The sequence below is a fragment of the Deinococcus sp. AJ005 genome, from assembly GCF_009017495.1.
Classification (GTDB): domain Bacteria; phylum Deinococcota; class Deinococci; order Deinococcales; family Deinococcaceae; genus Deinococcus.
In genome coordinates this window covers 321,814-342,962 of the sequence record NZ_CP044989.1, presented here as the reverse complement: position 1 = coordinate 342,962, position 21,149 = coordinate 321,814, and the positions used below count along the sequence as shown (strand labels likewise).

At 63.8% G+C, this 21,149-nt stretch carries 20 protein-coding genes and 2 pseudogenes; 4 read left to right on the top strand and 18 right to left on the bottom strand.

What is annotated here, in order from left to right; genetic code table 11:
* The 11 genes from DAAJ005_RS01900 to DAAJ005_RS01850 all read right to left on the bottom strand — a co-directional run bounded on the left by DAAJ005_RS01900 (position 1) and on the right by DAAJ005_RS01850 (position 12,289).
* Positions 1-1,176 (bottom strand): ABC transporter permease, encoded by a 1,176-nt coding sequence (locus DAAJ005_RS01900; RefSeq protein ID WP_151845621.1) that lies wholly within the window; start codon positions 1,174-1,176, stop codon positions 1-3.
* A gap of 16 nt (positions 1,177-1,192) precedes the next feature.
* Positions 1,193-2,977, bottom strand: a complete 1,785-nt coding sequence (locus tag DAAJ005_RS01895; protein WP_151845620.1) for a glycoside hydrolase family 15 protein — start codon at positions 2,975-2,977, stop codon at positions 1,193-1,195.
* A 118-nt stretch (positions 2,978-3,095) separates the two neighbouring features.
* Positions 3,096-3,791, bottom strand: coding sequence for a hypothetical protein (locus DAAJ005_RS01890; RefSeq protein WP_151845619.1), 696 nt, complete (start codon positions 3,789-3,791; stop codon positions 3,096-3,098).
* A 70-nt stretch (positions 3,792-3,861) separates the two neighbouring features.
* Positions 3,862-4,629: an aldolase/citrate lyase family protein gene (locus tag DAAJ005_RS01885; RefSeq protein WP_151845618.1), complete on the bottom strand. Its 768-nt coding sequence runs from the start codon at positions 4,627-4,629 to the stop codon at positions 3,862-3,864.
* Entirely contained in the window at positions 4,622-5,470 is an 849-nt protein-coding gene (hpaH, locus tag DAAJ005_RS01880; RefSeq protein WP_151845617.1) for a 2-oxo-hept-4-ene-1,7-dioate hydratase, read from the bottom strand. Before hpaH ends, DAAJ005_RS01885 begins: the two co-directional genes overlap by 8 nt.
* Entirely contained in the window at positions 5,467-6,570 is a 1,104-nt protein-coding gene (locus DAAJ005_RS01875; RefSeq protein ID WP_151845616.1) for a sulfite oxidase, read from the bottom strand. The genes hpaH and DAAJ005_RS01875 overlap by 4 nt, the downstream gene beginning before the upstream one ends.
* Positions 6,571-6,689: 119 nt before the next feature.
* A complete protein-coding gene (gene hpaD, locus DAAJ005_RS01870) occupies positions 6,690-7,670 on the bottom strand; it encodes a 3,4-dihydroxyphenylacetate 2,3-dioxygenase (protein ID WP_151845615.1) in 981 nt (326 codons plus the stop codon).
* Positions 7,663-9,156 (bottom strand): 4-hydroxyphenylacetate 3-monooxygenase, oxygenase component, encoded by a 1,494-nt coding sequence (gene hpaB / locus DAAJ005_RS01865; RefSeq protein WP_151845614.1) that lies wholly within the window; start codon positions 9,154-9,156, stop codon positions 7,663-7,665. Before hpaB ends, hpaD begins: the two co-directional genes overlap by 8 nt.
* A gap of 37 nt (positions 9,157-9,193) precedes the next feature.
* Positions 9,194-9,832 carry an SMI1/KNR4 family protein gene (locus tag DAAJ005_RS01860; RefSeq protein WP_151845613.1) on the bottom strand — a complete coding sequence of 213 codons (639 nt, stop codon included), beginning with the start codon at positions 9,830-9,832 and terminating at the stop codon, positions 9,194-9,196.
* Positions 9,829-11,394 (bottom strand): 5-carboxymethyl-2-hydroxymuconate semialdehyde dehydrogenase, encoded by a 1,566-nt coding sequence (gene hpaE, locus DAAJ005_RS01855; protein WP_151845612.1) that lies wholly within the window; start codon positions 11,392-11,394, stop codon positions 9,829-9,831. The genes DAAJ005_RS01860 and hpaE overlap by 4 nt, the downstream gene beginning before the upstream one ends.
* A 94-nt stretch (positions 11,395-11,488) precedes the next feature.
* Positions 11,489-12,289 (bottom strand): fumarylacetoacetate hydrolase family protein, encoded by an 801-nt coding sequence (locus tag DAAJ005_RS01850; RefSeq protein WP_151845611.1) that lies wholly within the window; start codon positions 12,287-12,289, stop codon positions 11,489-11,491.
* Between the two features lie 115 nt (positions 12,290-12,404).
* On the opposite strand from DAAJ005_RS01850, the gene DAAJ005_RS01845 reads away from it, so the two are divergent.
* Positions 12,405-13,601 carry a CdaR family transcriptional regulator gene (locus DAAJ005_RS01845; RefSeq protein ID WP_151845610.1) on the top strand — a complete coding sequence of 399 codons (1,197 nt, stop codon included), beginning with the start codon at positions 12,405-12,407 and terminating at the stop codon, positions 13,599-13,601.
* Between the two features lie 27 nt (positions 13,602-13,628).
* Here the strand turns inward: DAAJ005_RS01845 and DAAJ005_RS01840 are convergent, their stop codons facing one another.
* From DAAJ005_RS01840 to DAAJ005_RS01815, 6 genes and pseudogenes are all read right to left on the bottom strand, one after another.
* Positions 13,629-14,507, bottom strand: a complete 879-nt coding sequence (locus tag DAAJ005_RS01840) for a ParB/RepB/Spo0J family partition protein (protein ID WP_151845609.1) — start codon at positions 14,505-14,507, stop codon at positions 13,629-13,631.
* On the bottom strand, positions 14,504-15,280 hold the full coding sequence (locus DAAJ005_RS01835; RefSeq protein WP_151845608.1) for a ParA family protein: 777 nt from the start codon (positions 15,278-15,280) through the stop codon (positions 14,504-14,506). Before DAAJ005_RS01835 ends, DAAJ005_RS01840 begins: the two co-directional genes overlap by 4 nt.
* Before the next feature lie 136 nt (positions 15,281-15,416).
* A complete protein-coding gene (locus tag DAAJ005_RS01830) occupies positions 15,417-16,763 on the bottom strand; it encodes a 3-oxoacid CoA-transferase (RefSeq protein WP_192930705.1) in 1,347 nt (448 codons plus the stop codon).
* Positions 16,760-18,052 carry a thiolase family protein gene (locus DAAJ005_RS01825; protein WP_151845606.1) on the bottom strand — a complete coding sequence of 431 codons (1,293 nt, stop codon included), beginning with the start codon at positions 18,050-18,052 and terminating at the stop codon, positions 16,760-16,762. The genes DAAJ005_RS01830 and DAAJ005_RS01825 overlap by 4 nt, the downstream gene beginning before the upstream one ends.
* Positions 18,053-18,287: 235 nt before the next feature.
* Positions 18,288-18,374, bottom strand: coding sequence for an aminopeptidase (locus tag DAAJ005_RS19400; RefSeq protein WP_151845678.1), 87 nt, complete (start codon positions 18,372-18,374; stop codon positions 18,288-18,290).
* Positions 18,375-18,580: 206 nt separating this feature from the next.
* Positions 18,581-19,292: pseudogene (locus DAAJ005_RS01815) on the bottom strand (IS6 family transposase).
* Positions 19,293-19,324: 32 nt separating this feature from the next.
* Here DAAJ005_RS01815 and DAAJ005_RS01810 point away from each other — a divergent pair.
* The 3 genes and pseudogenes from DAAJ005_RS01810 to DAAJ005_RS01800 form a co-directional block, all read left to right on the top strand.
* Positions 19,325-19,588, top strand: a pseudogene (locus DAAJ005_RS01810) (IS3 family transposase); the annotation flags it as partial.
* Positions 19,567-19,806 (top strand): hypothetical protein, encoded by a 240-nt coding sequence (locus tag DAAJ005_RS01805; RefSeq protein WP_151845605.1) that lies wholly within the window; start codon positions 19,567-19,569, stop codon positions 19,804-19,806. The pseudogene DAAJ005_RS01810 and the gene DAAJ005_RS01805, both read left to right, overlap by 22 nt.
* Before the next feature lie 3 nt (positions 19,807-19,809).
* Entirely contained in the window at positions 19,810-20,283 is a 474-nt protein-coding gene (locus DAAJ005_RS01800) for a phosphotransferase family protein (RefSeq protein WP_151845604.1), read from the top strand.
* A 219-nt stretch (positions 20,284-20,502) separates the two neighbouring features.
* Here the strand turns inward: DAAJ005_RS01800 and DAAJ005_RS01795 are convergent, their stop codons facing one another.
* Positions 20,503-21,114, bottom strand: a complete 612-nt coding sequence (locus DAAJ005_RS01795; RefSeq protein ID WP_192930703.1) for a MerR family transcriptional regulator — start codon at positions 21,112-21,114, stop codon at positions 20,503-20,505.
* Between the last annotated feature and the right edge of the window lie 35 nt (positions 21,115-21,149).

The window sequence follows — 21,149 nt, the reverse complement described above, 5'->3', positions numbered from 1 at the left end:
CTAGAGCCGTCCCAGCGCGTCCACCACGGTCACGCGCCCAGCGCTGCGGGCAGGCCACAGTCCGGCCAGCAGGCCCAGCGCCAGCGCCACGCCCAGACCCACCAGGATCAGGCGTGGGGTCAGGGCCGCGCCATTGAAGCCTGCCAGATTCTGGGTGTAGACGTTGATGCCGCGCACGCCCAGGCCCGCCAGTCCCAGCCCCATCACACCCCCAAGCACCGACAGCAACACGGTTTCGCTCAGCACCAGCCGCCGCACGAAGGCGGGCCGCGCCCCGATGGCCCGCAGGGTGCCGAATTCGCGGGTGCGCTCGTAGACACCCATCAGCACGGTATTGACCACAGCCAGCCCGCCCACGATCAGGGCGATGGCCGACAGGCAGACGCTGAGAATGTCAGCGCTGTTCAGCACTTTGCCGATATTGCCCACCACGTCCGCGCGGGTGCTGATCTTCAGGCCCAGTCCACCCACCTGTGGTTGCTTTGCCAGCGCGGCGGCCACCCGGTCCGCGTCGGCAGGGTTCTTCAGGCGCAGCGCCACCAGCGAGAGGTTGTTCCCCACGCCAAAGGCGCGCTGCACGGCTTCGATGGGCAGGAAAGCGAAGGTGTCGGTCAGCGCGCTTTCCGGCTGGAGGATGCCGACCACCCGCGCACTCCCCCGCCGGGTCAGCTCCAGGGTGTCGCCGAGCCTCAGTCCCAGATTCTGCGCGGCCTTGGCCCCCAGCACGGTCACATTCTTTCCCGCGTCGCCCGGATCCAGCAGGCGGCCCTGGGCTGGCCGCACACCCGTGAACATGGCGTCGATGCCACTGCTGGCGGGCAGACCATAGAACACCGCGCTCTGGGCCGGGTCCAGCGACTGCCGGATGGTGGCGGCCACCGGAGTCAGGGCCGTGATACCCAGCGCGGGAGACAGCTTTTTCAGTGTTTCTACCACCGCCGGATTCATGTCCATGTGCGGCAGGAGGGTCTCCCCTGCCCGCGTACTCGCCACCTGAAGGTCCGGTCCCACCGTGCCCAGTTCAGCGGCGAACACATCCCGCAGGCCCTCGCCCAGCGACAGAAAAATAAGCATGCTGCCCAGCGCCACTGCCAGTCCCAGTGCTGTCAGGACGGTTCGCACCGGGCGGCGCAGCAGTCCCAGGCCAGCCAGCCTCAGCAGATCAATGGTTCGCACGGCCCAGGGTAGCGCGTCAGGATGTGGACCCGGCAGATGCAGTTCCAGCAGATGCAGTCCCGGCAGTCTCAGCCTCGGCCAGATCCACTACCAGACCGATCAGTGCGGCATGAACGAAGGTTTGCGGCACATTACCCAATGGCTGGCGGGTCCGGGGATCGGCCATCTCGGGCAGCAGGCCCAGATCGCCCCCATAGGCCAGCACCGCGTCCAGGATCACGCGCGCCCGCGCCGGATCGCGCATCACCCAGTACTGGGCCACCCACAGCGTCCCGGCCAGGAATGCGCCTTCCTCATGCGTCTGGTCGTCGGCCAGAAAGCGCCAGTACAGGTGGTCCTGACAGGACTCGCGTTCCAGGACGGCCACCGTCGCCAGCATCTCCGGGGAGTCGGGGGCGCAGAAGCCCCACACCGGATACAGGGCCGCCGTCACATCCACACCCTCTTCCCCGGCCACGTAGGCGTAGGCACCCTCGGCATTCAGGGCATTGGCCATGACCCACTGCCGCGCCGCCGCCGCCGCCGCCTTCCAGCGCGCGGCCTGTGCGGGTTCCTCGCTGTATTGGGCGATGTACTCCAGCGCCACGGCGGCCAGCACCTTGCCCGCCACGTAGGGCCGCTTCTGGCGCTCCTCCCAGATGCCGTAATCATCGTCCTGCCAGTGGTCCGCCAGAAATTCAGCGAACCGCTCCACCACCCCCCAGTGTTCAAGGGTTCCCTCTTCGTCGCGCACGTCAAAGCGCTCGTAGATCAGCTTGGCGGCCAGCAGCACGTTGCCGTAAGCGTCCAGTTGCAATTGCCCGCGCGCCCCGTTGCCGATCTGCACCGGGCGGCTGTTCTCGTACCCGCTCAGGTCCAGTTGTGTTTCTTCGGGTGGCTGGCCGCCATCCACCGTCATGAAGGGCGGCGCGGGGAGGCCGTTCTGCGGCGTGGCCTGGGCGCAGATGAACTCCAGAAAGGCCCGCCCCTCCTGCCCGTCGCCCCCGGCCCGTGTCAGGGCGCTGACCACCATGCCCGCGTCGCGCAGCCAGACGTAGCGGTAATCCCAGTTCTTCTGACCGCCTGGCACTTCTGGCAGGCTGGTGGTGGGGGCCGCGATGGTCGCGTTGCCCGCGTGATCGGTCAGCAGCCGCAGCGTCCGCAGCGAGGCCCGCGCGGCTTCCTCATAGGGGCCGTGATAGGTGGCGTGGGTGGTCAGTTCCTGCCAGCTCAGCAGCGACTTCGCGCACCAGCGCGTCACGGTTTCCCAGTCGGGCGACTCCAGCCGTTCATCGCTCAGAAAGGCCCAGGCCGCCTCGTCCTGCGGCACCTCCACCACCACCGAGTCCCCCGTGATGCGGGGCAGATGTGAGGCGTACAGCCAGTGCTGCCCGTCGATCCGCACCGCCGCGCTCTGCTGCTCCAGGGTCACGGCGCGGCGGGCATAGTCGGGGGCGGCATTCAGGACCAGCCGGTAAGCCTGTGCAGCACTTGAGAAAACTCGGCAGATGCCATGCGGCAACCCCTCACCAAAGGGCATGAAATCGGTGATGGTCAGCTCCCCACCCCCGGCACGCAGGACCGTTTCCAGATGGCCACCGTCACCCAGGTAGCGGCGTCTGCCCTGCACCGCGCCTGCGAGCTGGATGGCCCACGAGCCGCCGCGCGCCTCATCCAGTAGACGCGCCAGCAACGAGGGCGCATCGAAGCGACCAGGACAGTACCAGACCACCTCGCCCAGCGAAGTGACCAGCGCTGCGCTGCGGCGGTCACTGAGCAGCCCCAGATCGTGGATGCGGGGCAGGGGCTGGAGGTCGGTCATGCGGTCTCGTCCTTGTGGGGCACAGGGCACTTTAGAGCCTGACTGGCCCGCAGATGGTCTGAAGATGCCAGTTTGGGTGGCTGGGCAGATGGTCAAGTCACGCCCGGCTCTCCAAACTTCAGTCCTCGTCCTCAGCGATCTCGGCCCGGCTGAGCCACCCACTCTCGCCGGGAATCATGGCGTAATCGCACAGCGCCAGAAAGGCGGCGTCGCCCTCCTGCGCGCTGACACCCAGGGTCAGGGTCACCTCGGCGGGCAACTGGTCCAGCACATAATTCACGGCACTTTCAGGGGTCAGTTCGCGCGGCAGCAGGGTCAGGCTCTCGCCCTGGTTGAGAACCCGGAAATCTGCCTGGAAGGGGCCGCCGTCCAGCCACTCGTGCAACTCACGCTCGGCCTGAAGCAGGGCCAGTTCCAGCCCGTATGGGTGAACCAAGCGCGCCAGCAGCGGTAGGCCGGAATGCTCCTCCAGCGTGACCTCCAACCCCAGTTGCCCCAACTGGCTGATATGCGTGGCCGCCGTGTGGGCCAGCCGCAGGCCCTCCGCCCGAAGGCGTTGCGTTTCCAGCGTCAGCCGCCGCCACGCAGGGTCCTCCAGCCCGTCCGGGCCAATCACCACCGCGCCGTGCCGCAGGATCTGCCAGGAGGTGAAAGCCGCCGGAACCGACAGCAGTTCGGCCTCGTCCAGCCCGGTCACGGGAATCAGTTCGGCCTGCTGGAGCAACATGGAAAGGCCCGACGCCGTGCGTTCCTGCTCGGCAGTGGGGTCCGTGGTGTAGAGGGTGGGTTGTGGGTTGACGAAGGCGACGATCATGGCCGCAGGGTAGTGGACACGGGCCGGGACAACCGTGGGCAAAAGTTGCTCGTCACGTGACGAGCAACTTTCAACTCTTCTTGAAACGCGCCGCCAATGCCGTACTGGCGCGAGAAAGTAGCGTCACGTCCGTTCCTACGGCGACGAACGTGTAGCCCCATTCCAGATAGGTGTGGGCCTGCGCTTCATCGGTGGAGAGGATGCCGGCCGCCTTCCCCGCCCTCCGGATTTGCGTCGCTGCGTCCCTGATGGCGTTCTGAACATCCGCGTGACCAGGGTTTCCCAGTTGCCCGAACGAGGCTGCGAGGTCAGCCGGGCCGATGAACACGCCGTCCACACCGTCCACCGCCGCGATCTCGGCCAGAGCCTCCAGTCCTGCTCTGGACTCAATTTGAAGCAGTAAGCAGACGCCATCGTCCGCGTGATTCAGGTAGGCGGCGTCCCGCCCGAAGCCGCTGGCACGGGCCAACGATGCACCCACACCGCGTACGCCGCGCGGCGGATAGCGGGTGGCGGAGACCAGTTCGCGCGCCTGTTCAGGGCTTTCCACCATCGGGATCAGGATGTTGCGTGCGCCGATGTCCAGCAGTCGCTTGATGCCCACCGCATCGCCCACGGGCGGACGCACCAGCGGAGTCACCGCTGGGTACGCGGCCAGCACCTGCAAACTCGCCAGCGTGCTGCGGAGGTCATTGGGCGCGTGTTCGTTATCGATCAGCAACCAGTCAAAGCCTGCCCCGGCACAGACCTCAGCGCTATAGGAATCGGCCAGTGCCAGCCACAAACCGTAAAGGGGATCGCCACGTTGGAGAGCTGTTTTGAACGTGTTTTCAGCCATGAGTTGCTCCACGCGCCTGTCCGGCGAAACGGCACGAAAATGTGCCCAGAGGTCCGTAATCAAAGGTAAACACGTCCCCCGAAGCGATATCCACCGGGCGCGTGAATGAGCCTGACAGGACCAGTTCTCCAGCCTTCAGATCCTCGCCATGCGGGGCCAGACGGTTCGCTAGCCAGGCGATGCCCTGCGCTGGATGCCCCAGTACCCCTGCCGCCACCCCCGTTTCTTCGATCACGCCGTTACGGATGCATAGCGCCGCTGCCCAGCGCAGGTCCAGGGCGTCCGGCCTGACCGCGTTGCCGCCCACGATAATCCCAGCGTTGGCCGCATTGTCGCTGATGGTGTCGAAGACCCGGCGCGGTTTGCCCGTCGCGACACTGACCCGCTGGATGCGTGCGTCAATGATCTCGGCAGCGGGGGTGACGTATTCAGTGGCCCGCAGCACGTCAAACAGCGTCACTCCTGGCCCCTGTAAATCGTCTTTGAGGAGGAAGGCCAATTCCACCTCCACTTTGGGCGCAACGAAATCGGACAGTGGAATGTCGCCATTCGGCTCGTAGAACATGCTGTCCAGCAACGTGCCGTAATCCGGCTCGGTGATCTGCGAGGCCAGTTGCATGGCCCGCGAGGTCAGCCCAATCTTGTGGCCGCGCACCCGTCTGCCCGCGTCCAGCTTGAGGCCCACCCAGGCCCGCTGCACCGCGTAGGCATCGGCAAAGGTCATGCCTGGATAGCGTTCGGAGAAAGGGGCGATCTGCACACCGCTGGTCTCAGCGCCCTCCAGTTCAGCGGCCAGATTCGTCAAGTCAGCGTCTGGAATCACGCGTTCGGGTGTGGTCACAACTCCTCAGCCTTGACGTAAACCATGATGGGCAGCGGAAAGTTGATCATGTAGCCGCCCCGTCCAGCGTCGTGGCCCTCCGTCTGGGTGCGGCCTGCCGAATCGGTGGCGCGGGCCATCAGCGTGACGCGTCCGGGCTGCTGGGGCGTGTGCCATTCCAATCTCCATCTGCGCCAGATGTGCGGTTCGGATGGGTCCAGAAATTCCGCATTGGCCCATGTTTGGCCGCCGTCTGTGCTGACCTCCACCCGCGTCACGTCGCCCTCACCCGTCCATGCTGTGCCGATGATTTCGGAAACGCGGCCCGCCGTCACGCTGCCGTGCGGGGCAGGGCGGGCAATCTGCGCCTTGACCTGCATGGCGGTCATGGGGACCATCTGCGGCGAGAGGCCATCCCGCTGTTGCCAGTAACTGTAATCAATGGTCTGAAAGAAGCCCTGGTACGGCGTGTCCGTGACGTGCAAAGTGGAAAGCCATTTTACTGCGGCCATCCCATACCAGCCCGGCACCACGGCCCGCAGTGGAAAGCCATGATCCGGCGTCAGCGGCTGCCCGTTCATGGCGTAGGCCAGCAGCACGTCGCCTTGCGCCTTTGCCAGCGGCACACTGCGGGCGTAGCGAATCTCGCCGGGGGTGCGGCCCGGATCGGTCAGCGTTCCCTTATCGGCCCCCTCCAGAACCACTTCCAATGCCCCACCTTGAATCCCGGCCCGCTCCAGCACGTCGCGCAGCAGCACCCCAGTCCATTCCGCCGTTCCCACTGCGCCCAGATCCCACTGCACCCCCGGCATACGCGGCGACAGGTAAACCCGCCCGTTGCCCGCGCATTCCATCGTGGCACTCAGCGTGTGGGACGGCATGGCCCGCAATTCCTCCAGAGACAGCGACAGGGGAGAGGCCACCCCGCCGCCCACCTCCAAGCGCCACGTCTGTGCGTCCAGGGACGGCACAGGAAAATGGCTGCGGACATAATGACTGGGTTGCGGGGTCAGCCGTCCGTCCAGCGCGTAGAAGGGGGTTTCCAAATTGGGCGGCGACGCCTGACGAACAATCAGGGCAGGAGTGTACTGGGAAGAAGAGTCAGTCGTGGAACGGGACATGGAGCCTCCTGTGGATGGGCTAAGACGGTGTTTGGCCCCATCATAACGACTTCAACTGAATCGTTTTACAAGGGTGGCGAGAGGCCGAAGGGGACTGCCCCCTTTCGGCCTCCCAGCAGTCAGATCACATGCACGGGAATGCCCGTCAATTCTCCTGCCACTGGCTGCACTGTTCCGCCGTCAAACGCCTCCATCTCCGAGGCTTCCTCGAACCAACTGCGCGGCGTTCTGGCCCCCCACAACGTCTGCCGCCGGGGATCGTCGCGCAGCCAGCGAATCGGTTCAAAGTCGGGGTCCACCGTAATGTAATCGGAGGTATACAGCTCAATGCGGTGGCCATCCGGGTCACGGATATACAGGAAAAACGCGTTGGAGACGCCATGCCGCCCCGGCCCCCGCTCAATGCGTTCGGGTTGCCGCGCCCCCGCCAGAATGTCGCAGGTTCGCAGGATGGACATGGCGTCGGGCATCCAGTAGGCCCAGTGATGCAGGCGGGGGCCGGGGCCATTGGTCAGGGCCAGATCATGCACGCCGCCGCGCCGCTGAATCCAGGCCGCCCAGTAGCGTTCCTGCTCGTCCACGGTGTACTCGGACAGGCGGAAGCCCAGGGTGTCCATGTACCAGCGCATAGTCTTTTCCACGTCCGGCACCATCACGTTGACGTGATCGACACGTTGCAGTCCCGGCCCCCGATGCAGGTGGAAGTCTTGCAACAACCACGGATACTTCTGGCTGACATGGTAAAAGGCCACTGGAATGTCGAAGGGATCCTGCATCCGCAGCAGGCGCGGACGGTCCAACTCCTCCTCCCAGCGGTAGGGGAGACCCTCGCGCTCAGCCAGCGCCACCAGCGCGTCCAAATCGGCCTCGCCGTTCACGCGGTAGGCAAGATGCCGCACGGTGGACGTGCCTTTCTCCTCCAGCTTCAGCGTCCACTCCCGGTCTTCCACACCGCGCAGGTACAGCGTCCCCGGCTCCTCGTGGAGGACGTTCATACCCAGCAGGTCCACGTAAAACTCGCGGCTCGCCTCCAGACTCTTGACCGTGAACACCGCGTGCGCGATACGGATCAGGTTGGGCATCTGGCTTGCTTCAGTCATCCGCTGCCACCGCCTCGTGCCGGTCCTCGCGCTCCAAGAAGGCGTGAATGCGCTCCACGTAAGGCTGCTTGTCAAACACCTCGTACAGAGCCGAGTGCATCCGCACCGGATCACCGAAGAAATAGCGCTCATAGAGGGTTTGCCGCCCGGCGAAGCTGCTCATGGACATGTCCCAGGCGAGGCGGAACAGCTTGAGACGTTCCTCAGCGGTGGCTCGGCCCGCTTGCAGGTACTTGGCGATCTGCGGCCCCAGCGGGCCTTCCCGGTCTGCCTTGCTGGGCATCATGATGATTCCCGATGCGCCCAGCAGTTGCAGCAGCTCCGGCAGGCGGGCGTGGTTGGCGGGGTAATAGTTGCGGGCAGCGTCCAGCGGGCCACGCGCCGGGGTCATTACGCCGTATTTGTTCAGCGTGGCCCCTTCCCGCGCCGCCGCCTCCAGGCCCTTCATGATTTCCAGCATCACGATAATCTCAGCCACCTTGCTCTGCACATGCTGAAATTGCCCGCTGCCAATCGCGTCCACGATACTCTGCGCGGTCCCCAGGAACGCCTCGGTCTTGGCAACTTTGAGGCTGACCACCTGATAGGCCATGTGCAGCACGGCGTCGGTTCCGGCGTAGGCCTTGTTCGCCAGTTCGGTGTCGTACAGCAAGAAGATGCGCTCCCACGGCACCAGCACGTCGTCAAAGATCACGAAGGCGTCCTGCTCGTCAAAACGGCTGGCAAGTGGGTGGTCTTCCGGGTCGCGGCCCACGTCAATGGGTTCGCGGCACTGGAAGCTCAGGCCCGGCGTGTTTGTGGGAATGCCGAAGCCCATCGCGTAACGGCTCTTGTCGGCGTTTTCCTTTAGCACGGTGGATGGAAAGATCAGAATCTCGTCGGCAATCGGCAGCGTTGCCATCATCCGCGCGCCGCGCACGATCACGCCTTCCTCTGTTTCCTCCACCACGCCCAGCGCGATATACGGATCGGGCATCTCGGACGCCTGTTTTGCGCGGTTGACCTGCGGGTTGGTCAGGGCGTGCGTCAGGCACAGATCGTTGTCGCGCACATACTCGTAATAACGGCGCATGTTGGCGGCAAAGTCGCGGTTCTTACTGCCGGGGCGGCTGGCGTCGCACTGGCCGAAGTAGTCCGCGCCCATGCCCGCCGCCATCACGTTGGCGTTCATGTAGTCCGGCGCGCGGCCTAGGAAGCCCAACGAGTAATTGGCGCGAATGTGGTGCGCCTCGGCAATGCGCCGCAGATCGTCCTTGCTGCGCGGCACCATGAAGCTGATGGCGTGGCGTTCGCCGCCGTCCTCGTAGGTCAGGGCGTCGCGCAAACTGGGCTGGTGCTGCATGTCATACAGCTCCGCCAGTGACTGGCACATGTTGCGGGTGGAGGGGTGCGTGGTGGGATCGGTAATGCGCTCACCGTCTATGTAGAGGGTGGGTGGGTTCTTCTGAAGGCGGGATAGAAATTGTTGTCCGGTGATGGCGGTCATATGGGGGTTCTCCTTTCTATTTAAAAAATTAATAGACTTATGTGGACCGCATTTCAAGCCAGGAATCTAAATCCTCAGCATAATCTTCATCGTCTTCGTCCAGTAGTTCGCGAGACATAACAGTTCCGTCTTTGACTACATACCAATCCTGACGAATCAATGCCACAATCCCCTCAAGATAATTTGAGAGACTTGACTCGCTGCTCGGCTGGCCTGTCTCGTGATCTACATAGATCACCTGTCCGCTGCTCTCCGGAGCGCCACATTGGATAGCGACGCCATTTCCCCCGCCATCGCGAATGAACAACAGCCAACGCTTATGCCACCAAGTTTGAAAAACGCCATTTTCATCCAGATCGGTTTCACCAGCCTGCAAATCAGCTTGCTTGGCAACGGCGCTACGACGCATCATCGTCTCGCTCAGTGCGTTCTCAAGGGTCAGTAGCTCTTCCTCGTCGGGCCAGAAATGAGCGCCATTGTGTCGGGAATAGAATTCACGGAAATCAACTGGCAGAGCGAATTCCAGTGCGTGTTCAGCCTGATTTAGTTCAGACTGACTGGCCCCAGGCAACAAGAGTTCAAGCACATCTTCACCGTCTTCCTGGCTTAAAATCCACTGCTCAAACTCATTCCAGAATTGTTGTATATATGTCGCAGCAGGCTGATTTTTTGTCATTCTGCCAACCGCCCATCCACTCCATCCCGCTCTGGCTGCGGCTTCCCCACCCCCAGCCGCGCCGTCTTGTGCGTTCCCAGCGAGATGGCGATGTTCTTGGTTTCCATGTAGAACTCGAAGCTGTAATCGCCGCCATCGCGCCCGATACCGCTGTTTTTCACGCCGCCAAAGGGCGTGGGCAGGTGCCGCACATTCTCGGAGTTGACCCAGATCATGCCCGCCTCCAACCCCTGCGCGAAGCGGTGGGCGCGGGTCAGGTCGTTGGTCCACAGGTAGCCGGCCAGCCCGTATTGCACGTCGTTGGCGAGGGCCAGAGCGTCCGCCTCATCCGTGAAGGGAATGGCGGTCAGCACCGGGCCGAAGATTTCCTCTTGCGCGATTTTCATGTCATTGCGGGCGGCGGTGAACAGGGTGGGGGAGACGAAATTACCCTCCTGGCCGACGCGTTCGCCCCCAGCAGCAATCGTCGCACCGTCTTTTCTCGCCTGATCGAAATAGCCCATGACCTTTTCAAAGTGGCGGGGGTGAACGAGGGGGCCGACCTCAGTTTCGGGGTCCAGCGGATCGCCCACGCGGATGTTCTTCGCGCGCTCGGCGATGCGGGCGGTGAAATCGTCGTAGATGCCGTCCTGAATCAGCACGCGGCTGCTGCTGGTGCAGCGTTCGCCGTTCAGGCTGTAGATCATGAACACCACGGCGTCCAGCGCCTTCTCCAGATCGGCGTCATCAAAAACGACGACTGGATTCTTTCCTCCCAGCTCAAAATGCACGCGCTTGAGGGTGTCGGCCCCCTGCCGCATGATGTGGCTGCCCGTGGTGGTCTCGCCCACGAAGGCCACCGCCTTGATCAGCGGATGCTCAGTCAGCGCCTTGCCCGCGCTCTCGCCGAAGCCGTGGACGAGGTTATGCACGCCTTTCGGTAGCCCCGCCTCGTCCATGATCTCGGCCAGCAGCGTAGCGGTGACTGGACTCCACTCGGCGGGCTTGTGGACCACCGTGCAACCCGCCGCCAGCGCGGGGGCAATCTTCCAGGTGGACAGCATGAACGGCGTGTTCCACGGGGTAATCACGCCAACGGGGCCGATGGGCTGGCGCAATGTGTAATTGATGAAACCGGGCGCAGGCAGGCTCTGACCGTCTGCCGCACTGGGCGCACGGTCCGCGAAGAAACGGAAGTTGTCCGCGCCGCGAGCCGCCGCCGACTTCATGAAGCGGATGGCCTGCCCAGTATCAATGCTTTCCAGCACGGCGATTTCCTGTGCGCGGGCCTCAATCAAGTTGGCCACACGGTGCAGAATCTTCTTGCGTTCCTGCCCACTGACCTCGCGCCACATCTGGAAAGCGTCGTGGGCTGCGCGGGCGGCAAGATCAATGTCGGTGGCGTCGCCGCTGGCAACTATCGTCAGCACGGAGTTGTCCACGGGCGAGTGCGTCTCAAACGTCTCGCCGCCGTGCGAATCGGTCCACTGCCCGCCGATAAAGTGCTTTAAGCCCTGGCTCAGTCGGCTGTCGCGGAGTTTCGTGGCAAGTTCATGGTTTGGATGGGGTGCGGTCTGGGGCATGGAACCTCCTGAGATGGGGGTTGATGTGTGATGGAAGGCGGTACGGGTGTCCTTAGACCCTTAGACCCTCAGACTCTCAGACTCTTAGACCTTTTCACCGTCCGTCCCACTCGCCTTCTTTGCTCTCCTTGCCCTGAATTGGCTCCGCGCCCTCGTCCTCTTCCACGATGTCGTTGATCAGCGTTCCCAGCCCCTCCACTTCCAGGGTCATGATGTCGCCTGGGTGAACATGGCTAATGCCCTTGGGCGTACCCGTCAGAATCACGTCGTCCTTTTGCAGGGTCATGAAGCGCGAGATGTGTTCAATCAGTTCGGGGATGGAAAAGATCATGTCGCGGGTGCTGCCTTCCTGCCGCAGTTCGCCGTTGACATGCGCTGTGAGCTTCAGGTCGTGCGGATCGGCAATCTCGTCGGCGGTCACGTAATACGGTCCCAGTGGGCCGAAGGTGTCCCAGCCCTTACCGCGCATGGGGGGGCGGAAGGTGTTGGTCACGTAGTCGCGCACCACCAGATCGTTGCCGATGGTGTAGCCGCCCACATAATCCATCGCGTCTGCGGCCTTCACGCGCCGGGCGTCGCGCCCGATGATGACGCCCAGTTCCACTTCATAGTGCATGAATTCCGCACCACGCGGGTAGATCACGCTGCCCCGGTGGGGGAGGAGGGTGGTGTTGGGCTTCCAGAACAGGGCAGGTTCTGTGGGCTGGGTCAGCCCCAGTTCCCCGGCGTGATCGTTGTAGTTCAGCGCCAGGGCAATGACTTTGGGCGGGTCCACGGGCAGCAGGAATTGAACATCATCAGGCGTGTGGGCGACGCCAGCAGCGTCTATCAGTTTTCCGTCGCGCAGGTGACCGTTCAAAGCGCGGCCTCCAGCGATAAAGCGGGCGTATTTCATGTGGTCTCCGGGGAGAGGGGGCGGCAAATGGGTTCTAGTTCAGCATAGAACTCCTGCCCGCCTGAGAGTTGGAGAAAGTGTGGATTGCAGAGGCAATTCCTGTATCTTTAAACAAATGTCAACCCTCGGTGAAGTTCGCCTGCGACTTGGTCTGGAGGCTGATGCAGATGACGGGGCAGCCTCCACGACAGTGGACGAGGCCGTTCGTCTCCTTCCCCATCTGCCGCGTTCAGAGGTAGAGGCGGCGGCACAGGCCACGCTGGCTTTGGCGGCACTCCAGAGTATTGGCCTGCCCACCCTGCTGGGTGCGCTGCGCGGCGCGGCCATGTCGCCCCAGCCCGAGCGTGAACTGGTGGAACTGACGGTCAACTGGACTGGAGGCTTCGCAGAGATCCGGGCCAGTTGGGGAGACACGGTTGCCTCGGCTGGCCGGGCCGCCGGACCGACGGAAACCACACGCCTGGACCACCACGAACGCCACGTTGGGACGCTGACCGTCGCCCTCCCGGCCCCGTGGCAGGCCCTGATTCCCGTGCTGGCTGAATACGCCCTTCTGGCCCGCCTGCGTTCGGCAGCGGCGGGGGCAGCGCGGCGGCGGGTGGGGGAGAGGATGCTGGACGCGCTGCTCTCCGGGCAAGAGGCCAGCGGTTCAGACAGGCTGGGGCAGGAAGCCTTCGCGCTGGCCGTGGCCACCCTCCCCCCCGGCACGCCCACTCAGGATCAGGCGCTGGACCTGCTGGCTGCCGTGGGTGAAGGCTATTTCAGTGAGCGGCGACTGGTGGGCCACGCCACCGTGCGGGGCGGGCAGGCGGTGTGGCTGTGGACCACACTGGACCTGCCCCGCGAGGCGCGAGAACTGCATCTGGCCCTCACTGCTTCCACGGCGCTGGACGTGCGCCTGGGCGTCAGCGGCAGGCATCCGGGCGGCACGCGCAAGCTCCTGGAGACGGTGCAGCGGGCCTTTGGAGAGGCGCGGCAGGCCCTGGCAGCCACCCGGCAGGCGCGGGGCCACAGCATCTTTCATGACCTGGACGCCCTGCACGCGCTGCTTTCAGAAGGTCGCCTGGACACCCTGGCCGCGCAGATCGGCGCACAACTCGCGGCCCTGAACGACGATGGCCGAACTGCCGACACCCTGCGGGCTTACCTGGCCCACCGGGGAACGCTGGCCGAGCTGGCCCTCGCGCTGGAGATTCACGTCAACACCCTGCGTTACCGCCTGCGCCGCGCCGAGGAAGTGCTGGGCGGGCGGCTGAGTGATCCGGCGCTGCTGGCGCGGCTGTATCTGGCCTTTGGAGCCGAGACGGCATAGGGGCAGGAGGGAGGGGAGGGCGTGGTCTCAGTCGGAGTCGGTCAGCAGCGCTTCAAGCTGACGCAACAGCTTCTCAGCCCGCTCCCGCTTCCTGACGTCAAGCCGTCCCAGCGTTTTTGGGTCGCCCAGACGGCGGGCCAGCGATTTCCAGTGGCCACCCGTCACCCCCTTCGGGCTGACTGCATCCCGCAGTTGCTGAACGGTGGCCCCTGCCTGGGCCTGGGCAATCAATTCAGCCCGATCTTCGGCCTGTTTCACCCGTCCGATGATCAGTGCCTTGCGGTAGTCGAGACCCGCTCGCACGGCGTCCTGAACATCATCTGAAAGATTCAGGACGGCGGCGCGGTTGCGGATGAAGCTGCGCCAGGTTTCGCCGCCGAGTGCGCCAAAAGCGGTATCCAGCCGTGCCATCAATTCCGGTTCCGACTCCGGGTGACGGTCCAGCGCAAACATGCGGGCCACAGCCTCCGTTTCTGGCACGTCCAGGGTGGCGGCGGCCACTTGCAAGCGGGCGCGCACCTCCTCGATTACGTTCAGGTTCTCGCGTTGCAAGTTCTCCACGGCGGCGGCCATGCGCGCCTCGGTGTCGCCGAGGGTACGGATCAGCACTGGCACCTCGCTCAGGCCCGCCTGCTGCGCCGCCCGCCAGCGCCGCTCGCCCGCCACGATCTCGAAATTTCCCCCGCCTAGGGGCCGGACCAGCAAGGGCTGGAGAACACCCTGCTCCTTGACGCTGCGCGTCAGCTCGTCCAGGCTGGCAGGATCAAAATAACTGCGGGGCTGAAACTGGCCGGGCTGCAAGCGGGTCAGCGGCAGCGTGGTGGCGGCAGGCTGGCTCAGGGAATCCATCCCCTCCACCAGTCCGCTCAGCCGCGCCCCGATGACTGGACGGGTCTTGCGGGTCATGCCCCGACTCCGGGAATCTGGACCGGGAGACCCACCGCCCGCGCAATTTCCGCCGTGACTGTCAGCACGTCGCGGTGGACCGGCGAACCCGGCGCATACACGCCCACTGGCTGCCCCGCGCTGGAACTGTCGTTCCACACTGCCCCCCGGTCTGCAATCGGGCTGGCAAGAGGGGAAAGCAGGCCCTGTAAGGCCGCATAAGCCTCCCGGTCATGCGAGCGCCGGGAGTCGTAGAGGGTGGGCACGTACAGCGCCACCGTCAGGTCCGGGCGCAGCTTGCGGTAGGTGGCCATCGCCTCGGACAGACCAGCTAAAGCGTTCATGCCTTTCTGGCGCGTCGGGACTGGCACGATCAGGTGATCGGCAGCCAATGCCCCCAGAATCGAGAGCTGCCCCAGACTGGGCGGGCTGTCGATCAGCACCACGTCGTAGCGGTCCGCCACGTCCAGCAGCGCCTGACGCAGATGCAGATGCGCGCCCACCACGCCCATCATCTGCCCCTCGGCCAGCGCCAGAGAAACGTCGCTGGGAATCAGATGCAGGCCGTGGACCTCGGCGGGTGGGGGCAAGGGATCGCCGCGCGAGGCCGTGTCATACACGGTCTGCTCGCGCGTCACTCCGCTGACCCCCAGCCAGTCGGTCAGGTTGGCCTGCGGATCGAGGTCCACCAGCAGCACCCGCTGTCCGGCCTGCGCCAGCGTGAAACCCACGTCGCGGGTCAGGCTGGATTTCATGACCCCACCAGCGTGGTTAAACAGCGTGAGTGTCTTCATTAAGCCGCAGCTTATCGCATCATCGCCGGGAAAGAGACCCCTGTGAGCCTGGGAACAGAGCGGAAACCTGTCCCATAACCGGGGCAAATTCGAGTTGGCACAAGTTGCTCGTCACGTGACGAGCAATTCAAATCCGTCAGGCCAGCCGCTCCACAAATGCTGCGCCAGTCGAGTTCCGCACTTCTTCAAGTGTCGCACCCGGCATCAGTTCAGTCAGAATGAGCTGTCCGTCCGCGAACTCAAACACAGCTTTGTCGGTGATGACCAGATCCACCGCGCCCTTCGAAGTCAGCGGCAACGTGCAGTCCGAGACGATCTTCGGCGTGCCGTCCGGGTCCGTGTGCGTCATGGTCACGATCAGCCGCCGCGCGCCACTGGCCAGATCCATCGCGCCGCCCACGCCCAGCAGCGGTTTGCCCGGCACGGCCCAGTTTGCCAGATTGCCTGCCGCGTCCACCTGCAACCCGCCCATCACCGCCACGTCCACATGCCCGCCCCGGATCATGCCAAACGACGCGGCAGAATCGAAGTAGCTCGCGCCCGGAAGCGCCGTGACCGGAATCTTACCCGCATTGACCGGATACTCCATCGCGCCCCCGCCTTCCGGCGCTGGGCCAACCCCCAGCATGCCGTTTTCAGTGTGCAGGTTGATATTCATCTCCGGCGTGATCAGGTCCGCCACCAGCGTGGGAATCCCGATGCCCAGATTCACCACGTCGCCGGATCGCAACTCCTGCAAAGCGCGGCGGGCCATGTTCATTCGGGCCTCGTCTATACGCTTGGCGCCGCCCTTCACATCTGCACTGCTGCCCAGGTCCACCAGGGTCAGGGTGGCCTGCACCAGATAATCCACATACAGGCCAGGGGTGTGGACGTGTTCGGGGGCAATCTCGCCCACGTCCACGATCTCCTCGGCCTCCACGATCACCAGATGGGCCGCCGTCGCCATCGCCGGGTTGAAGTTCTGCTCGGTCAGGCGGTATTGCAGGTTGCCCGCTCTATCGGCCCGCCAGGCGCGGATCAGGGCCACATCGCCGCATAGAGCTGGGACGAAAACCATCTCCTTACCATCTAATACGCGCACGTCCGCGTCTCCGGCGATCACGGTTCCAGCAGCGGTGGGCGTGTAGAAGCCGCCGATGCCCGCCCCGCCTGCCCGTAGTGCCTCGGCCAATGTGCCCTGCGGAATCAGTTGCACCTCCAGCGAGCCGTCCTGCGCCGCTGCCACCGCCTCCCGGTTGCTGGTGAAGAACGAGCCGATGGCCTTTTTCAACTGCCCGTTCCGCAGCAGGCGGCCCCCGCTCAATCCCGCCTCACCCACGTTGTTGCCGATAAAGGTCAGGTCACAGGTCTGGGTTTCGGCCAACGCATGAACCAGATGCACCGGGTTGCCGGTCATGCCGAACCCGCCCACCAGCAACGTGTCGCCAGATTTCACCATTGCGGCGGCTTCCTCGGCGGAAATAATGGGGACGGCCTTCATCCCTGGAGCCGCTCGATGATGGCCGCTTCTCCCTGACCGACACCCACGCACAGGGTGGCCAGACCATAGCGGGCCTCCCTGCGCCGCAGTTCATGGGTCAGCGCCACAATCAGCCTCGCCCCAGACATGCCCAGCGGATGGCCCAGCGCAATCGCGCCGCCGTTGACGTTCACTTTTGCGGGGTCCAGTCCCAGCTCACGGATCACGGCCAAGCCCTGCGCGGCGAAGGCCTCGTTGAGTTCGATCAGGTCCAGGTCTTCCTGCTGGATTCCGGTGCGTTCCAGCACCTTGCGCGTGGCTGGAATCGGTCCCAGACCCATCACACGAGGCTCCACACCCGCCGCCGCGCCGCCTACCCAGCGGGCCAGCGGCACAATGCCCAGTTCCTGTGCCTTGCCCGCGCTCATCAGCACCAGCGCCGCTGCACCGTCGTTCAGGCCCGAGGCATTGCCCGCCGTGACGCTGCCACCCTTGCGGAAAGCGGGTTTCAGGCCCGCAAGCTTATCGGCGGAGGTGTCCAGCGTGAAGGTGTCGCCCTCGCGCGTGTACCGGGGATGCTCATCGGTGTCAAAAACGGTGACGCCCTTTCTCCCCTTGACTTCCACAGGTACGATCTCATCCTTGAACCGCCCGGCATTCAGCGCCGCCACGGCCTTCTGCTGCGACTCCAGCGCGAAGGCGTCCTGATCGGCGCGGGTGATCTCGCCGCCCACATACGCGCCGCCCTGGCTGCGTTCCACGATGTTCTCGGCAGTGTCGCCCATCGCCTCAAGCGGAAACAGTTCGGCCAGCGCGGGATTCGGGAACCGCCAGCCCAGCGTGCTGTCGTAGACCGTCACGTTGCCGTTCTGGAATGCGCCAGCCCCCTTGGGCATCACCAGCGGCGCGCGGGTCATGCTTTCCACACCGCCCGCCACGTACACGTCGCCGTCCCCATTGCGGATGGCCCGGGCCGCCGTGTTGATGGCCGAGAGGCCCGAGGCGCACAGGCGGTTCACGGTTAGCCCTGCCACCGTATCGGGAAGACCCGCGAGCAGGGCGGCCATGCGGGCCACGTTGCGGTTGTCCTCGCCCGCCTGATTGGCGCAGCCCAGAATCACTTCCTCGATCAGATCTGGACTGACGCCGCTGCGTTCCACGGCAGCCTTGACAATGTGCGCGGCCAGATCGTCAGGGCGGACTGTGGAGAGCGCGCCCCGGATGGCCCCGATGGGCGTGCGCACGGCGGAAACGATGACGACATCTCGGTCTTGCAGTTCGGTGGGTTTGAAGTGGGTTGCTAAGGTCATGGAGACTCCTTGACGCGTCCAGTTGATGTATGAAGCGGAACAGGACGCGCCTTTCTCTCCAGCATAGTCGGCTCTGCTGAGCTGCGGGCGAAGTATCACCGAATCGGATTTTTTTGGTGTATTTATCTGGTGCTGGCAACTTAACCTCGGCGGGGCCGAAGTAGCCCAGTGGCGTGCAGCCTGAACATGCCATTGGAGGACTTCACGAACATGCAGATCACCTGACATCCTGAAGTCAGACCCACTTTCCATCCTGCATCACGGGAACATTGCGTCCATCCGACGTCAAGGCCGTGACACGCAACTTTGGAGAACCCACCATAAAATCGAGATGTACTTGGCTATGGTTTCCTCCACGGGCCTAGAATTCAGTGGTTTCAAGACTGGCACCGCCCTGAAGGGTGACCGGGTAGGCGCGGCCTCGTGGTCTGCCCCCCGAGAACTGGACGATATGAAGTAGAGACGGTTGTGGCAAGTTGTTGTTTCCTCAGCGCCCAAAGCGCCTCAGCATCGCTGGCGGCCTGAACTTTAGGCCGCCAGCCGCACCACTTCGCGCCATAGCGTGAACGCCTGTTGTTGTTGGTGGCGACGGTGATGAGCTGGTACGGTGCAGCGGGCCGGGTGGTGCAGATTCGTAACGCGGGCGTGCAGGTCGAGAAATCCCTGTGCGCGTCGTCGTGATCTGAAGCCGCGTTGCTGGCGCTCTTGTCGTTGGGTGGGACGGTGAGATTGCTCCACGAGGTTATTGCAGCGGGCCGTGGAGACCACCTGGACGTGCTCCACACCGTGGAGCACGGGAAGCTCACGAAGAGCCGCCCCATAACTCCAGAGCTTGTCAGTGTGGACCGTCTCTGGAATGTCGTGCTCACCCAGGAGGCGGACAAAGAAGGACTTGGCTGCCTCAGTATCGCGGTGCCGCTGAAGGACAACGTCCAGCACGATGCCATATTCATCAATCGCCCGCCACAACCAGTGGGTGATGCCGCCCACGTCCACATGCCTACACGTCGAGATGCCATCGGGAACCCCAACGGGGTTCCCGATGGCGCAGACCCTGGGCGAATATGTCGCTGAACTTGATGCACCAGCTGCGGATTGACTCGCGGGTGACGCAGATCCCTCGTTCCAGCAGGAGTTCTTCAACATCCCGATAGCTCAGCGTAAACCGGTGATATAGCCACACGGCGTACCCGATGACCTCACGAGGGAACCGATATCTGGGAAGCTTCTGACCGCTCAACACCGCGCCACCCTACCAAAACAACTTGCCACAACCGCGTGCAGGAGAGCTTTTTCGCCACCCTCAAAACCGAACTGGCCCTGAGCAAGGCGCGAGGAACTCGCGCCTCAATGAGAACGGAAGTCTTTGAATGGATTGAGGTGTTCTATAACCGGCAGCGCCGTCACTCATCACTGGGGTACCGCTCGCCGGTCGCTTTCGAGGAGCAAGCTCCCATCCCAAACTTACCCTCCGCCAAGGTGTTGCAATTTCACTTGTCTTCCTCAAGGACGGCATGGCGCACGCCTATCAGGTGAACGGGTCAGAAGGGCGCTTTTTGCTCAAGCTGCTGCCCGGTACGCCTTCGGGCCTTGTGGCGGCGCAGCGTGTGGCGACGGAAATCCCCCTGCTGGCCGCGCTCCGCGAAGAGGGCATCCTCACCCGCATTCCCCAGCCCCGCCTCACACTGGATGGCGCGGCCATGACCCGTATCCATGGCTTTTCCGCCATCCTGTACGACTGGATTGACGCGTGAAACCTGAGCCAAGACTGGCGAGCGGCCCTGCCTGAACTGGCCCCACTGCTAGGCCGCCTGCACGCCGGGACACCACTCATCCTAGCCCGTGTTGACGCGCTGCCCACGGCACAGGAAGACTTCGCTCTGCCCTTCGAGGCCGAACTGCGAGCGGATCTCCAGTCTCTGCATTCCCTGACTCCAGAGGTCCGCCCAGGTCTGCACCAACTCCGTGATTTGCTGGGACCACATGAGCCACACCTGCAAACGTTGATGACACGGATCACCAAACTTCAGACGGCAACCCGCGCCCGGTCCCATGAATTCGTCGTGTGCCACACCGACGCCCACGGCGGCAACGTCATACGGGACGTGGCCAACCAGTTGTGGATCATTGATTGGGAGACCGCACGGCTGGCCCCACGAGAGCATGACCTGTGGATGCTGCATGCCCGACTGCCGGAAGTTCTTCCGGCCTATCAGGCAGCGCTGGGATAGAGCGTCCGGCTGGATGTGGAGACGCTGGGTTTTTATTTCTACCGCCGTGTTCTCGAAGACCTGGCGGTAGACGTTGCCGCCATCGTGCACGGGAACACCCGGCCCGAGCAGGACGCTGAGTACCTGTGATTGATCCAGGAGTACGTTCTGCCTGCCTCGCTACGGATTGAAGCAGAATTTGACGGTTTGGCGGCGGTGCTGACCTCACTTTAAGAGAAATCAGCCCGCAAACTGTTTCATGGCCTGATTGACCTGCGCCGCCATGTGCAGCGTGACCAGCAGTTGATTGCTGAGGTACGTCCCGATCACCACGTCGTGAACCAGCAGCGCGCGGCTGCCCTGCGTACGCGTCAGCCCGAGTTCTAGCTGTGTCACTTGCTCGGCGGCGGTGAGCCAGGGGGCCAGTCCTTCAGGGTCCGTCGGAGCCTGTCCCTGCTTAAGAATGCCCAGCAAGTGGGCCAATTGCCCGAAGACTGGGGAGCGCTCCGGCACCGTCCAGTTCAGCGCGGTCAAGAGTTGGGCCGCCAGTTCTCGCTCCTGATTGGTAATTTCTCGTTTCGTCAAAACAGAAGAATGGGCCATTGCCACCAGTTGCCCAGTGGGCACGGTCTCGTCATCTGCGGCGGCCATTAGCCGTTTGACGGTGGCAATCGAAAGCTGAGCCGTATCCCGCAGGTTGCGAATGATTTCCAGTCGTTCGACATGGCCTTCGTCATAGTCGGCGTCGCGCGGCCCAGTGGCCTGACCCGCAGGCATCACCCCCTCACGCAAGTAGTACTTGATGCTGGCGGTGCTGACCCCGCTGGTGCTGGAGAGTTCGGACATCTTCATGGCTGTTGACATTCTGCATTAGATAGTGCTACTAT

What these genes read in the sequence shown, in the direction of transcription:
- DAAJ005_RS01895 (WP_151845620.1), bottom strand. Translation starts at nt 2,977, where the DNA reads ATGACCGACCTCCAGCCCCTGCCCCGCATCCACGATCTGGGGCTGCTC.
- DAAJ005_RS01890 (WP_151845619.1), bottom strand. Translation starts at nt 3,791, where the DNA reads ATGATCGTCGCCTTCGTCAACCCACAACCCACCCTCTACACCACGGAC.
- DAAJ005_RS01885 (WP_151845618.1), bottom strand. Translation starts at nt 4,629, where the DNA reads ATGGCTGAAAACACGTTCAAAACAGCTCTCCAACGTGGCGATCCCCTT.
- DAAJ005_RS01875 (WP_151845616.1), bottom strand. Translation starts at nt 6,570, where the DNA reads ATGTCCCGTTCCACGACTGACTCTTCTTCCCAGTACACTCCTGCCCTG.
- hpaD (WP_151845615.1), bottom strand. Translation starts at nt 7,670, where the DNA reads ATGACTGAAGCAAGCCAGATGCCCAACCTGATCCGTATCGCGCACGCG.
- hpaB (WP_151845614.1), bottom strand. Translation starts at nt 9,156, where the DNA reads ATGACCGCCATCACCGGACAACAATTTCTATCCCGCCTTCAGAAGAAC.
- DAAJ005_RS01860 (WP_151845613.1), bottom strand. Translation starts at nt 9,832, where the DNA reads ATGACAAAAAATCAGCCTGCTGCGACATATATACAACAATTCTGGAAT.
- hpaE (WP_151845612.1), bottom strand. Translation starts at nt 11,394, where the DNA reads ATGCCCCAGACCGCACCCCATCCAAACCATGAACTTGCCACGAAACTC.
- DAAJ005_RS01850 (WP_151845611.1), bottom strand. Translation starts at nt 12,289, where the DNA reads ATGAAATACGCCCGCTTTATCGCTGGAGGCCGCGCTTTGAACGGTCAC.
- DAAJ005_RS01845 (WP_151845610.1), top strand. Translation starts at nt 12,405, where the DNA reads ATGTCAACCCTCGGTGAAGTTCGCCTGCGACTTGGTCTGGAGGCTGAT.
- DAAJ005_RS01840 (WP_151845609.1), bottom strand. Translation starts at nt 14,507, where the DNA reads ATGACCCGCAAGACCCGTCCAGTCATCGGGGCGCGGCTGAGCGGACTG.
- DAAJ005_RS01835 (WP_151845608.1), bottom strand. Translation starts at nt 15,280, where the DNA reads ATGAAGACACTCACGCTGTTTAACCACGCTGGTGGGGTCATGAAATCC.
- DAAJ005_RS01830 (WP_192930705.1), bottom strand. Translation starts at nt 16,763, where the DNA reads ATGAAGGCCGTCCCCATTATTTCCGCCGAGGAAGCCGCCGCAATGGTG.
- DAAJ005_RS01825 (WP_151845606.1), bottom strand. Translation starts at nt 18,052, where the DNA reads ATGACCTTAGCAACCCACTTCAAACCCACCGAACTGCAAGACCGAGAT.
- DAAJ005_RS19400 (WP_151845678.1), bottom strand. Translation starts at nt 18,374, where the DNA reads ATGGTGGGTTCTCCAAAGTTGCGTGTCACGGCCTTGACGTCGGATGGA.
- DAAJ005_RS01805 (WP_151845605.1), top strand. Translation starts at nt 19,567, where the DNA reads ATGGCGCACGCCTATCAGGTGAACGGGTCAGAAGGGCGCTTTTTGCTC.
- DAAJ005_RS01795 (WP_192930703.1), bottom strand. Translation starts at nt 21,114, where the DNA reads ATGAAGATGTCCGAACTCTCCAGCACCAGCGGGGTCAGCACCGCCAGC.